Raw genomic sequence first — 13,429 nt, forward strand, 5'->3', positions numbered from 1 at the left:
GTTATAAAGAGGGCTGGTTGTCAGCCCGCTGAAAAAAATACTCAGGACGCGTTGATACCGTACTGTGCACAAACTGATGACAGACCACCGGCATAGCCCTGGCCGACGGCACGGAATTTCCACTCAGCACCGTGACGGTAGAGTTCACCAAACAGCATCGCGGTTTCGGTAGAGGCATCTTCGGTCAGGTCATAACGGGCGATTTCAGTATTGGTATCATCATTGACCAGGCGGATAAATGCGCCGGATACCTGGCCGAAACTCTGACGGCGGGTCTGCGCGTCATGGATAGTGACCACGAAGACGATTTTGTCGATCTCCGCCGGAATCATATCCAGTTTGATGATCAGGGATTCATCATCACCATCGCCCTGGCCGGTGCGGTTGTCGCCGGTATGGGTGACAGAACCGTCAGATGAACGCAGGTTGTTATAGAAAATAAAGTCTGCATCGCCACGCACTTTACCGGCGGCGGTCAGCAGAAATGCAGAGGCATCAAGGTCGAAATCCTGACCATCTGTGGAACGAACATCCCAGCCTAAGCCAATCAGGACGTTTTTCATTGAAGGGGCTGTTTTGCTCAGCGACACGTTACCACCTTTAGAAAGAGAAACGCTCATTTCACTTACTCCTTAGTTAAATCAGTGACGGGTGGCGGATAATTACTTATCCGCACTTTCCGTTTTTTCCGGGAAAACAAAGCTGGCGATAATACCCAGTGCCAGGACCCCGAGCACCACGAACAGGCTGCTGGTGGCCGAAATATGTAATCCGTGACCCCAGAGGCTGTCTGTCGCATTCAGACCCAGTTTCACCGCGATAAAGAACAGTAACGCAATAACCGCTTTTTCCAGGTGAACCAGATACTGCTTCAGTGCTTCCAGGACAAAATACAGGGTACGCAGGCCGAGGATCGCGAACATCATGGCGCTGTAAACAATCAGCGGCTCACGGCTCACCGCGATAATCGCCGGTACGGAGTCAAACGCAAACATCACATCGGACAGTTCCACCACGGCCACACACAGCATCAGCGGTGTGGCATACAGAGCGGCTTTTTTACCGCGTCCGATAGTGACGTCTTTGTTCTCCGGTTTTGCCAGCTCGGCATCCACTTCTTTCTGGGTCAGCAGGAAGGCGTGTCCGCTCAGTTTCGGCCAGATCGGGAACAGTTTTTTCACCATCCGGTAAGCAATGTGCTGCGAGTAATCTTCAATCTCTTCCTTCTCTTCGCGGTTACGCAGCATCATGACCGCGGTCCAGGCGACGATCAGGGCAAAAATCACTTCCACATACGGCCCCAGGCTCAGCAGACCGGTACCTATCGCCACGAAAATCCCGCGGAAAACGATAGCCCCGATAATGCCCCAGTACAGCACACGGTGGCGGAAACGATCCGGAACCGAGAACCAGGAGAAAATCGCCATCATCACAAACAGGTTGTCGACAGACAGCACTTTCTCAAGCGCATAACCGGTGACGAACAGGCTCGCAACTTCCGAACCGTGGTGGATATAGAGAAACCCGGCAAAACCCATTGCCACAGCAACCCAGAAAACAGACCAGATTGCCGCATTTTTCAGTGAAACCGGCTTATCGCCCCGGTGCATAAACAAATCAATAAAAATCGCACCGATTGCGAGGACGACGAAAACGGTGACTGTTTCCATCGGAAAACCGATATGTGTTGATTCCATAATTAACCCTTAGGTATAAAAATCAGAGACCGAATTCTGCCGGGTCAAACCCCAGGGCAGCGGCGATCTCTTTTGCTGCTTTCTGCTCATCCTGATCGAAGTTACCGTCACTCTTCGCGACTGCAATCCCGACACGCACCGCTAACTGCGCTGCTTCCGGCTGATCCTTCAGCGCCAGGATATATTTCATGGTTTCACCTTTGCCGATTTCCATGTCGAAATCGAAACTGGTGACCAGTTTGTTGAAAAATGTAATGACTTCTTCGGTTTCAAATACTTTCAGTTCTTCAGAGGATTTCAGAAAACCGATCATTTTCTGTTTTTCTTCCGCACTGACCCCGTCACTGGAAACCGCAATACGGGCACAGACAGCGATTGTACCTTCCATAAACTTACGGTTTCTGAAACGGCTGACCTGTTTTGTCAGCTCTTCGCGGCCTGAATTAAACGCACTTTTGACCCTGTTAAGTATACTCATTGCTGTATCCTCACTTAAATTATTTCGAGCCGGCTTTCCAGCGGAAACCCCACCCGAATGCTTCATCCATATCGCTTTGATTTTTAAAGAAACGGTTAAGACGTTCGACTTTTATCGCCCCGTTCTCATTGACCAGGCGGGCAATCGCGCACATGGTGCGGCGGTCGTCCCCTTCTGTCAGCCGGGTTTCCACCGGCGGCTGTTCCGGTACAAAGACCGTCACCACGCCATCTGTTTTATCCCAGCTCGGCACGCCCTGATAAATAAAGGCGTAGATGAGGATCTGACGGATGTGTTTCCACTCGCCGCCGTTGATATGCAGCCACTCACCTTCTGAAACCGAGCCGGTGCGATCATCGCCCTGCAGCTGAATAAAGGGTTCACGCCGGTAATCACCAAATGCATTACCCAGCGCCTGAATCACCGATTTCTGACCATTCTGTAACTCAACGAATGCGCCCAGATCCAGGTCAATACCTTTGTTACCGCCACCGAACACATTGCTGAGAAAGCCCCCGGAGTTGCTGCTCTGAACATCACGGTGCCAGTTCAGATTAATGCGGATTTCACCGAAGTTATCCCGCTTGCTCAGGCTGATTGACGGCTTTTCTTTGCTCAGCGATATCTTGCTTAAACTGATTTTGCTTTCTGCCGGTTTTGGTACAGGCGCTGGTGCCGGTGCGGATTCTGCCGCCACATCCACCCCGAAGTGTTCCGCCAGTGGTTTCAGTCCGCCGTTGAAGCCCTGGGCAACAAAGCGGAATTTCCACTCATTATTGCGGCGGTACAGTTCACCGAGGATCAGTGCAGCTTCCTGACGACCGGCGGTGTCCACAATGCCGCTGAGCAGTTTTTCACGCTCCGCCTCAACCTGAACTTCAAGGCTGCGCAGACCGGCAACAGTCTGTCCGCCGTCACAGGTGACCACAAACGCAACTTTCTGCACATCCTGACGCAGACGGCTGACATCCACCGTAAAGACGGTATTGTTGTCGTTCTGCTGCCAGCTGATGGTGTTGTCATCATTCTGCGGCTGGCCGTAGAAGACCATATCCGGATCGCCCTGCACTTTGCCGTCAGCATACAGACGGAACGCAGAGGCATCCGCCGCCGCACCGGACAGCACCGTCACCCGCAGTGTTTTCAGCGGTACGGGCGCATTCGCCCCGGGCGTCATGTTCATCAGCGCACCACCGTACTGACAATGTCAGAAGACATGTCGTCAATCGTGCGGCCGCGGCATGCAGCACCGTGCGCGGTAAAGTTCCACTCACCGCCGCTGCGGCACAGGGAGGCGATCACGATACCGGTGTGTGAGCCCTGTTCATTCAGCTGATAACGCACCAGCTCTTTACCGCTCTGATCCAGTACACGGCAGAAGGCATTTTCCACATCGTTAAATGTCTGACCACGGAAGCTGTTCACCGTAAAGGCCAGATATTCGGTATTCTGCGGCAGACGGTTCAGATCCACGCGGATCACTTCATCATCGCCGTCACCCTCACCGGTCAGGTTATCCCCTTCATGGATCACCGATTTACAGTCTGATTTCAGTTTGCGGAACCAGATGGTGTCGAGAATACGGCCGTCTTTATCCAGCAGGATGCAGCTGGCATCCAGATCAATGGAGTCGTTACCGCCGCCGAACAGCGAACCGAGAAAACCTTTCTTTTTCTGAACTGGATCCCAGCCGAGACCGAAATGCAGCTGATTTAATGCGGCAGATGCCTTGCTGAGAGATACCGTCTGATTCTTCGTCAATGAAACCATATTTTCATTCCTTAAACGGGAGATAAAACCCGGCAACAGGTGCTGGTGATAATGAATTTTAAAAAATCATATCATGACGGAGTTCTTTGGCAAGATATATTTCAAACAAAATTAATAATACAGATTAAACATATAGTTAATATAGAAATAATGACATTCGCAGTTATGGATAATGTCAGGTTTCGTCAGCGGGTTGTCAATTTAAACATAATCATAATATGATTGACATGTAAATTAATCCTAAATAAACTCGCCCCTAATCTATCGGATAAAACAGAACAGGAATAAACAATAATGGCGCATGCGATCTGGCTGACGGAAGGGCTCTCTTCCCAGCGTGATTTGATCCGGAATATCAGGCTGTTCGCGCAGACATTACAGGTTGATCTCACGATTTTTGCCTCTCACCGGCAGCCCCGTCATGAGATCCTGTCAGAAGCAGATTTTTCACTGACTGAACCGGCTGATGAAAATGAGCGGCTGGCGTTTATCCTGTCTGTTACGGAGAAATACGGTATTCCGGTAATCCACGCCGGGCGGAATATCCCGTGGTTTGAAACACACAGAAACACTATCACGGCTTCCGGCACCCGGCTGATAACCGGCGTCGCCTCTCTGTCCGATTACACCGTGGCGGATGATAAAGTCCGCTTTGCTGCTGAAATGGCATCACACGGCCTGCCGGTTGTGCCTTCTGTGCAGATTACCTCTGCGGCGCAATTGCGTGATGCACTCTCTCATTCCCCGTTTCCGGGGCTGCCGCTGTGTATTAAACCGGTTCAGGGCATTTACGGTGCCGGTTTCTGGCAGTTTGATGACAATGCACAGCCGATGGCCATGTTCACAAACCCTGAACGGCGGATCACCACACCGCAGCAGTATTTGTCCGCCCTTGAAAGCGCTGACAAATGCCCCGCGCAGGTACTGATGCCTTATTTGCCCGGCCCGGAGTATTCCGTGGATATTCTGGCGGATAACGGTGAGGTGCTGGCGGCTGTTGCGCGGCGCAAAGACGGTTCTCTGCAATACCTTGAACATTCAGGTGCCGCCTTTGAGCTGGCCTGCGCCTGTGCGCGGGTGATGAAGGCGGACGGACTGGTGAATGTACAGACCCGCCATGACCATCACGGGCAGCCGCTGCTGCTGGAAATCAATATGCGGCCGTCCGGTGGTATCGGTTATACCGTGCTGGGCGGCGTGAATCTGCCGGGCCTGTTTGCCCTGTACAGTACCGGGCTGCTCAGTGCGGATGAGGTCAGAGAATATAACCGCACTGCATTCCGTCCGGCAATTGTCCGCCCGCTGACCGAAGCCGTCAGCTACCCGTCTTCCCTGAACAATGCAATACACTGAGGTCACTATGCCCGGTTTTTCCCGTCCCGGTCACCACCGGTTCACCCTGACAACCGGCACGCTGGAAGTCCGCAGCGACGCCAGCCCGGAAACCCTGAACGCCCTGTTCGGAATAGCGGAGCGGCGTAACCCGAAACGGGCGTTTCTGTTTGTCAGCAAAGTGCTGGGCCGCCATATCCCGGTCGAGCCGGAAATCATGCGCGGTGTTTACTGCCGCCTCAGTGAGCAGTTTCCGCAGGATCTGCCGCAGCCGCTGCTGGTTATCGGTATGGCGGAAACCGCAGTCGGTCTGGGAGCTGGTGTATACAGCGAAATCCGCCGTCAGTACCCGGAATCCCTGTATCTTTCTTCCACCCGCCATCCGGCGGATGGCGAACTGCTGTGTGAATTTAAAGAGAATCACAGCCACGCCACGGATCATTTGCTCTATTTCCCGGCCGATCCGCAGTTGAAAACCCGGCTGCAACAGGCAAAAACCCTGGTGCTGGCAGATGATGAAGCCACCACCGGCAATACGTTTACCAATTTGCTGACTGCATTGCATGAAAGCGGTCAGCTGCCTGATCTACAACAGGTTGTGACTGTCACACTGACGGACTGGCGTGAGGATCCGGCCACTGTTCAGCACGGGCTGCCGTTGCAGCATGTCTCTCTGATCAGCGGCAGCTGGCGCTGGGAAGCTGATCCGGATGCGGCCCTGCCGGAGATGCCGGATGTGAATGTCAGCGCTGCGGGAGCCGTGCCAATCCGCCGTCCGCTGACACGGGTCCGGCTTGGTCTGCATGATCCGCATACCGGTTTTGGCAGTACGGTGACGACCGCACCCGGTGAGCGGATCCTGGTGCTCGGCTCCGGGGAGTTTGTCTGGCAGCCGTTCCTGCTGGCCGAACGGCTGGCAGAGGCCGGAGCGGATGTAAAATTCAGCGCCCTGACCCGCTCCCCGATAGCCCCCGGCGGTGCCATTGAATCCGTTATTTCCTTCACTGATAACTACGGGCTGGGGATCCCCAATTATCTCTACAATGTGGCACATCAGTCATTTGACCGTATTCTGTTGTGCACAGAAACGGATCCGGCGGCCTTTGATCCGCAGTTATTACAGGCACTGGCCCGCTGTGCGCCGCTGACGGAGGTGATTTATGACGACTAAACCGGTGATCCTGAGCGATCTGGATGACACCCTGTTCCAGACAAAGCGCAAAATGACGCAGGAGCAGGCACTGACTCCGTTCCGCGCCGGTGCGGTTGACCGCACATTGCAGCCGCGCAGTTTTATGACGAAAGAACAGGCGATGCTGACAGACTGGCTGCTGGCGCATGCCGATCTCATTCCGGTTACAGCACGCGGTACGGAAGAACTCCGCCGCGTCACTATTCCTTTCAGTTCTTATGCGATCACCACACACGGCGCGGTGATCCTGCAACCGGACGGCTCGCCGGAACCCGGCTGGCAGTCTGAAATGCTGGGCGCCCTCGCCCCTTACCGTGAACGGCTGCTGTCACTTCAGCAGTTTTGTACTGAGCGGATGGCAGAACGCGGTATTGATGCATGGGCACGTATTAATTATGAGTACGGTGATGTACCGGTCTATCTGGTGATGAAACACACTGACAGTACCCGCACAGCGGAACTGTATGCCGTTGCCGCAGAGATTGAACAACAGTTTCCGGCGGACGGGTTTTACATTCACCGCAACGGCAACAATATCGCCTGGCTGCCGGATCCGGTGGAAAAAGGCCATGCTGTTACGCACCTGCTGGCGTTATTACGGGCAGAGCGCGGCACCTTTCCGGTTATCGGCCTCGGCGACAGCCTGAGTGATTACCGCTTTATGAAACACTGTACCTGGTTCGGGATGCCGTCCCGCAGTCAGTTTGCGGAGGCAGTCGCCGCCCGGATTTTCAGTGAGGTATCCGATGTATAATTTCCCACCGTTCTCAGGCAGTTATCTGCCGGATGATGTGCAGTTTCTGCTCCGGCCGGTCACCATTGATATGACCCCGGTGGAACTGAAAGAGCAGCTGATTCAGTCCGGACAGAAACACTATTCCGATATGCTCAGCCAGGAGCCGGCTCCCACAGACTGGCATCTTGATCTGTTTAACCGCGCACTGGAAAAAGGCGCACCACGTCTGGCGCGGGATGTAAGCGCCCTTGCCCGCACACTGGGTAACTATTTTGCAGATCAGCCGGTTGTGCTGGTCAGCCTGGTCCGCGCCGGTGTGCCGTTAGGGGTGATGCTGCATCAGACGCTGCGTGATGCGGGAAAAATCTCACACCATTACGGCATCAGTATTATCCGCGATCGCGGTATTGATACGGCGGCGCTGGAGTGGATCGAACACCATCACGGCACCGCCGGTATTGTGTTTGTTGACGGCTGGACAGGTAAAGGCGCCATCACCGGTGAACTGATCCGCTCCCTGAAAGACAGATCCGGCTACCCGGCCGATCCGCGCCTGGTGGTGCTGGCCGATCCTGCCGGATGCGCCTGGCTTTCCGCTGCTGATGATGACTGGCTGATCCCCTCCGGGATTATGGGGGCGCCGGTTTCCGGGCTGATCTCCCGCTCTGTCTGGTCAGATACCGGTCCGCACGGCTGTGTGCATTGTGAGCACTTACAACCTTATGAGTGCAGCCGGACACTCACCGATACTGTTGCCGCGCTGCGCCGTCAGGAAACCGCGGCTCCGGCTGCGGCCTTCCCGGAGCCGGACACCAAAACAGCACTGCGGAAAAAAAGCCGAGCGGTGATCACTGCACTGGCTGAACGCTGCGGTGTCACCGATCTGAACAGAATCAAACCCGGTATTGCCGAAGCCACCCGTGCTGTTCTGCGCCGGGTGCCGGATCACGTCTTTGTGCGCGACTGCACAGAGCCGGATGTGGAACTGCTGCTTTATCTCGCCCGTCAGAAAGGGATCACTATCACGGAAGCCGGCGATGCCCTCGGGCAGTACCGCGCCGTCACTATTATCAGGAAGGTATCACCATGACCCGACGTCTCTCCCCGTGGAATTTAGGGGCTTCACTCTATATGCCCGCCACCCGCACCGATATCACGGATGCGATTATCAGTAATAAAATCAGCGGGTTGCGTTCACTGATTATCTGTCTGGAAGATGCGGTCAGTGAGGCGGATATCCCGCAGGCACTGGAGAATTTACAGGGCATCCTGGCCGCGCTGACAGCGGAAAAACAGCGTGCCGGTAACCAGAACTGGCCGTTGGTCTTTATCCGCCCGCGTCACCCGGAAATGGGATTGTGGCTGCGGGAGCACTGCGATCTCAGTGCCGTTGACGGGCTGGTGCTGCCGAAATTCACACAAAAAACGCTGCCGGTCTGGTGGCAGGTGGTGAAAAACACCCCGCTGTGTATGATGCCGACCCTGGAAACAGAAGAAGTCTGTGATGTGGTGCAGATGCGGGAACTGGCTCAGGTACTTAAATCCCATCCCTGCCATGACAAAATCATCGCGCTGCGTATCGGCGGCAATGACCTGATGAATGTGATCTCCCTGCGCCGCCCGCGCCATCTCACCCTGTATGACGGCCCGATGGGTTATGTGATTAAAATGCTGGTCTCTGTGTTTGCCCCGCATGATTTTGCCATGACCGCACCGGTCTGTGAGCATATTGATGATCACGATGTCATGACGCGGGAACTGGCGCTGGATATTGCCCACGGGCTGGTGGGCAAAACGGCGATCCACCCGAATCAGGTAGCGGTGATTGAGCAGGCGCTGCGGGTCTCCGCCGATGAACACGCCGATGCACTGCGGATCCTCAACTCCACACAGGCGGTATTCAAGTCACAGGGGGCTATGTGTGAACCGGCGACACACCGTCGCTGGGCATCCGCTATTCTGGCCCGTGCCCGGGTGTACGGGATCGCACAGCGCAAAACAGACGAACAGTCGTTTAAAACACAAAACGGGTGAGACAGAGGACATAAATATCATCAGACTGAATATCCTGCACTATTATATCTGAATGCCTTGATATATCCTGATCAGCTGATTAAATAGAATTGTTATGCGGAACAGCCGTTTCCGGCATAACAGCGGCTTTGTCTCTTTGTTTTTATACAGGTGTCCCCAGACTATGCAATTAAGCACACGACAGGTTCGTTTATTCACCCTGGCAACCCTGCTCGGTACCGGAAAACCGGTTCCGTCAGATGAAATCCTGGCGACACTACGCTGCTCAGAAGCAACTCTGACCCGTACTTTCAAAGAGTTGCGTGATACCTGGTCGGCGGAAATCCGCTACCGCAAAGCCTCACATACCTATGAAATGACTGACTCCGGCACACTGGATCGCAAAACACTGAAAAAGATGAGCGAAGAGCTGGAAAACCATAACGGTCAGAAATCGGTGTATTACAGCGGGAAAGTGTCACTGGATAAAGAGAAGAAGAAGGCAATTTCGCTGTCACTGACCGGTACAACCGTCCGGAAAATAGCGCATTTATCTATGCTCTCCGGTAAAACCCGCAGTGACGCCGTAGAGATGCTGGTCAATCTTCATATCGATGAGTTAATTGAATCGATAATCCGGCGTAATGAAAGCCAGCAGAAAAAATAATCCGTAAAAAAAGCCCGGTAAAATACCGGGCTTTTTTATTATTCACGCAACAAATTACAGAACGTTAACGCAGTGCAGTTCTTTGAATGCTTTTTCCAGACGTTCGATCATTGTCTGCTGACCGGCACGTAACCATGCACGCGGGTCATAGTATTTTTTGTTCGGCTTGTCTTCGCCTTCCGGGTTGCCCAGCTGCCCCTGCAGATAACCTTCATTTTTCTGGTAGTAGTGCAGGATACCTTCCCAGGTTGCCCACTGAGTATCGGTATCGATATTCATTTTCACCACACCGTAACCCACTGCTTCTTTGATTTCTTCCGCAGTAGAGCCGGAACCGCCGTGGAAAACGAAATTCAGGCTGTTGTGCGGCAGGTTATATTTCTCAGAGACGTAGTCCTGAGAGTTACGCAGAATTTTCGGCGTTAACTGCACGTTACCCGGCTTGTAAACGCCGTGCACGTTACCGAATGATGCCGCGATAGTGAAACGCGGGCTGATGGCATTCAGTTTTTCATAGGCATACGCCACGTCTTCCGGCTGGGTGTACAGCGCGGAGTTATCGAGGTGGGAGTTATCCACGCCGTCTTCCTCACCACCGGTGCAACCCAGTTCGATTTCCAGGGTCATACCGATTTTCGCCATACGGGTCAGGTATTTGCTGCAAATCTCAATGTTTTCTTCCAGTGACTCTTCTGACAGGTCGATCATGTGAGAAGAGAACAGTGGTTTACCGGTTGCGGCAAAGTGTTTTTCACCGGCATCCAGCAGGCCGTCTAACCACGGCAGTAATTTCTTCGCGCAGTGGTCAGTGTGCAGAATGACCGGCACGCCGTAATGTTCCGCCATCTGATGCACATGATGCGCACCGGAGATGGCCCCCAGAACAGCGGACTGCTGGCCTTCGCCTTTGAAACCTTTACCGGCGATAAATGCGGCACCGCCGTTTGAGAACTGAACAATAACAGGCGCACGGACTTTGGCCGCCGCTTCCAATACGGCGTTGATCGAGTCTGTCCCGACGCAGTTTACCGCTGGCAGTGCAAAATTATTCTCTTTGGCTACCGCAAAGATTTTCTGAACATCATCGCCAGTGACGACACCGGGTTTTACAAAATCAAAAACTTTAGACATGTCAAATTTCCTGTATTGGTCTTTCGGAAGTTGTCACGGGCAGCTCACACCGCCCGTTATTGTCATCTGATTATGACTGTTACTGTTTTGCACGTTCTTCGAGCATGACAACGGCAGGCAGTTTTTTGCCTTCGACGAATTCCAGGAATGCGCCGCCGCCGGTAGAGATGTAAGAGATTTTGTCAGCAATGCCGAATAAATCGATAGCAGCCAGGGTATCACCGCCGCCTGCGATAGAGAATGCGTCACTGTCAGCAATGGCGTTAGCCACGATTTCAGTCCCTTTACGGAAGTTCGGGAACTCAAACACGCCGACCGGGCCATTCCACAGAATGGTTTTGGCATTTTTCAGGATTTCAGCCAGGTGCAGTGCGGATTCATCACCGATATCCAGTACCTGCTCGTCATCTTTGATGTCATTGGCTGATTTCAGCACCGCTTCTGCGGTTTCTGAGAACTCAGTCGCCACGCGGACATCAACCGGTACCGGGATATCACAGCTGCTGAGTAATTTTTTCGCTTCCGGAATCAGGTCATCTTCATACAGTGAACGGCCGACATTGTGCCCTTCTGCCGCGATAAAGGTGTTGGCGATACCACCGCCGACAATGATCTGATCCGCGATTTTGGACAGAGAGTCCAGTACGGTCAGTTTGGTGGACACTTTGGAACCGCCGACAATCGCCACCATCGGACGCGCCGGGTTATCCAGTGCTTTGCCGAGTGCATCCAGTTCCGCCCATAACAGCGGACCGGCACAGGCAACAGGGGCAAATTTTGCCACGCCGTGAGTCGATGCCTGGGCGCGGTGTGCAGTCCCGAATGCATCCATCACGAAAATATCACACAGTGATGCATACTGTTTTGACAGGGTTTCGTCGTCTTTTTTCTCGCCTTTGTTAAAGCGGACGTTTTCCAGTACCACCAGCTCACCGGCATTCAGTTCCAGACCGTTGAGATAATCTTTTTCCAGGCGCACCGGGCAGCTCAGTTTATCTGCCAGATAATCAACAACCGGTTTCAGTGAAAACTCTTCGTTGTATTCCCCTTCAACCGGACGGCCGAGGTGAGAGGTCACCATGACTTTGGCACCCTGTTTCAGTGCGGCTTCGATTGTCGGGAGCGAGGCACGGATACGTGCATCAGAGGTAACTTTGCCATCTTTGACAGGAACGTTCAGGTCAGCACGGATAAAAATACGTTTACCCGCCAGATCCAGATCGGTCATCTTAATTACGGACATGGTGAATCCTCTTGTTGATTCTCTTATCAGTTAAATTGTGTTCAATTTTCTGCCGGGGCACGCCGTCCCTCAGTGAAAACCAGCCTCAGCCATTGCCAGAGTGGTATCCAGCATACGGTTCGCAAAGCCCCATTCGTTATCGCACCAGACCAGCATTTTTATCAGATGCTGTCCGCTGACGCGGGTCTGAGTGCCGTCAACGATAGCACTGTGCGGATCATGGTTAAAATCCGCCGAGACTAACGGTAACTCTGTGTAGTCCACTATACCACGAAATGCCCCCGTCGCTGCGTTTTGCAGAAGGCGGTTTACATCCTGCGTGGTGACATTACTTTTTACGGTGACGCTCAAATCAATCGCCGTCACATTAATTGTAGGCACCCGGACTGAAATCGCCTCAAAATGATCTTCAAATTTCGGGAAAATCCGCCGGATCCCCGCAGCCAGTTTGGTATCCACCGGAATGATGGAGTGCCCGGCCGCCCGCGTGCGCCGCAAATCACTGTGATATGCATCAATCACCGGCTGGTCATTCATCGCCGCGTGAATGGTGGTCACTGTACCGGACTCGATGCCGAATCCCTCATCCAGTAATTTTATCACCGGAATGATGCAGTTGGTGGTACAGGACGCATTCGATACAATTTTATCCTGCGCCGTCAGTGTGTCATGGTTAACGCCGTAGACAATGGTGGCATCCAGGTCGTTACCGCCGGGATGGGAAAACAGCACTTTTTTCGCGCCGCCGGCGATATGTGCCAGCCCGTCATCACGGGAGCCGTACACGCCGCTGCAGTCCAGCACCACATCCACACCGAGTTCCGCCCAGGGCAGCTGGTGAATATCCGCTTCATGCAGGATGCGGATAGTGTCATCACCGACTTTCAGTACATTTTTTTCTTTCAGCTGTACCGGTTTAAAAAAGCGTCCGTGGCTTGTGTCATATTGAAGTAAGTGTGCAATACCTTCGGAATCCGCCAGCTCATTAATAGCAACAACGGTAATCTGCGTGTTACGCCCGGTTTCATACAACGCCCGCAGCACACTCCGCCCGATTCGCCCAAACCCGTTGATTGCAATTTTTATTGTCATAGTATCCTCAGAAATAGCCAAATTATCAGCGGACTAAGAATAACGGACTCACGGGTTTTTGTACGGGGTATTTATCAT

Annotated in this window: 14 protein-coding genes; 6 read left to right on the forward strand and 8 right to left on the reverse strand. The window is 53.3% G+C overall.

From position 1 onward, the window contains the following. Positions 1-41 precede the first annotated feature (41 nt). Genes ACSBQN_RS14195 through ACSBQN_RS14215 form a run of 5 tightly spaced genes read right to left on the reverse strand, consistent with a single transcriptional unit; the run spans position 42 to position 3,945 of the window. Complete coding sequence (locus ACSBQN_RS14195; protein ID WP_004238854.1) at positions 42-620, reverse strand: TerD family protein; 579 nt, start codon at positions 618-620, stop codon at positions 42-44. A gap of 42 nt (positions 621-662) precedes the next feature. After that, positions 663-1,697: a TerC/Alx family metal homeostasis membrane protein gene (locus ACSBQN_RS14200; protein ID WP_024472697.1), complete on the reverse strand. Its 1,035-nt coding sequence runs from the start codon at positions 1,695-1,697 to the stop codon at positions 663-665. Between the two features lie 22 nt (positions 1,698-1,719). After that, positions 1,720-2,175 (reverse strand): tellurite resistance TerB family protein, encoded by a 456-nt coding sequence (locus ACSBQN_RS14205; protein ID WP_024472698.1) that lies wholly within the window; start codon positions 2,173-2,175, stop codon positions 1,720-1,722. A 19-nt stretch (positions 2,176-2,194) separates the two neighbouring features. After that, entirely contained in the window at positions 2,195-3,358 is a 1,164-nt protein-coding gene (locus ACSBQN_RS14210) for a TerD family protein (RefSeq protein ID WP_036408675.1), read from the reverse strand. Then, complete coding sequence (locus ACSBQN_RS14215) at positions 3,358-3,945, reverse strand: TerD family protein (protein WP_004238857.1); 588 nt, start codon at positions 3,943-3,945, stop codon at positions 3,358-3,360. Before ACSBQN_RS14215 ends, ACSBQN_RS14210 begins: the two co-directional genes overlap by 1 nt. Before the next feature lie 294 nt (positions 3,946-4,239). Here ACSBQN_RS14215 and ACSBQN_RS14220 point away from each other — a divergent pair, with 294 nt between their 5' ends. The 6 genes from ACSBQN_RS14220 to ACSBQN_RS14245 all read left to right on the forward strand — a co-directional run bounded on the left by ACSBQN_RS14220 (position 4,240) and on the right by ACSBQN_RS14245 (position 9,885). Continuing rightward, positions 4,240-5,298, forward strand: a complete 1,059-nt coding sequence (locus ACSBQN_RS14220) for an ATP-grasp domain-containing protein (RefSeq protein WP_354632918.1) — start codon at positions 4,240-4,242, stop codon at positions 5,296-5,298. 7 nt (positions 5,299-5,305) lie between these two features. Continuing rightward, a complete protein-coding gene (locus ACSBQN_RS14225) occupies positions 5,306-6,448 on the forward strand; it encodes a phosphoribosyltransferase domain-containing protein (RefSeq protein WP_354632919.1) in 1,143 nt (380 codons plus the stop codon). Continuing rightward, a complete protein-coding gene (locus ACSBQN_RS14230; RefSeq protein ID WP_036408667.1) occupies positions 6,438-7,223 on the forward strand; it encodes a hypothetical protein in 786 nt (261 codons plus the stop codon). Before ACSBQN_RS14225 ends, ACSBQN_RS14230 begins: the two co-directional genes overlap by 11 nt. Beyond that, entirely contained in the window at positions 7,216-8,295 is a 1,080-nt protein-coding gene (locus ACSBQN_RS14235) for a cysteine protease StiP family protein (protein WP_214177398.1), read from the forward strand. The genes ACSBQN_RS14230 and ACSBQN_RS14235 overlap by 8 nt, the downstream gene beginning before the upstream one ends. Further along, on the forward strand, positions 8,292-9,239 hold the full coding sequence (locus tag ACSBQN_RS14240; RefSeq protein ID WP_182090357.1) for an HpcH/HpaI aldolase/citrate lyase family protein: 948 nt from the start codon (positions 8,292-8,294) through the stop codon (positions 9,237-9,239). The genes ACSBQN_RS14235 and ACSBQN_RS14240 overlap by 4 nt, the downstream gene beginning before the upstream one ends. Positions 9,240-9,402: 163 nt before the next feature. Then, on the forward strand, positions 9,403-9,885 hold the full coding sequence (locus tag ACSBQN_RS14245) for a hypothetical protein (RefSeq protein ID WP_036408657.1): 483 nt from the start codon (positions 9,403-9,405) through the stop codon (positions 9,883-9,885). Positions 9,886-9,939: 54 nt separating this feature from the next. Here ACSBQN_RS14245 and fbaA read toward each other — a convergent pair whose 3' ends face one another. The 3 genes from fbaA to epd form a co-directional block, all read right to left on the reverse strand. Beyond that, positions 9,940-11,016, reverse strand: a complete 1,077-nt coding sequence (gene fbaA, locus ACSBQN_RS14250; protein WP_354632920.1) for a class II fructose-bisphosphate aldolase — start codon at positions 11,014-11,016, stop codon at positions 9,940-9,942. Between the two features lie 79 nt (positions 11,017-11,095). Beyond that, positions 11,096-12,259, reverse strand: coding sequence for a phosphoglycerate kinase (gene pgk, locus ACSBQN_RS14255; RefSeq protein ID WP_004238864.1), 1,164 nt, complete (start codon positions 12,257-12,259; stop codon positions 11,096-11,098). 69 nt (positions 12,260-12,328) lie between these two features. Continuing rightward, positions 12,329-13,351: an erythrose-4-phosphate dehydrogenase gene (gene epd, locus ACSBQN_RS14260; protein WP_004238866.1), complete on the reverse strand. Its 1,023-nt coding sequence runs from the start codon at positions 13,349-13,351 to the stop codon at positions 12,329-12,331. Positions 13,352-13,429: the final 78 nt, after the last annotated feature.

This window comes from Morganella sp. B601 (assembly GCF_051172335.1).
GTDB lineage: Bacteria > Pseudomonadota > Gammaproteobacteria > Enterobacterales > Enterobacteriaceae > Morganella > Morganella morganii.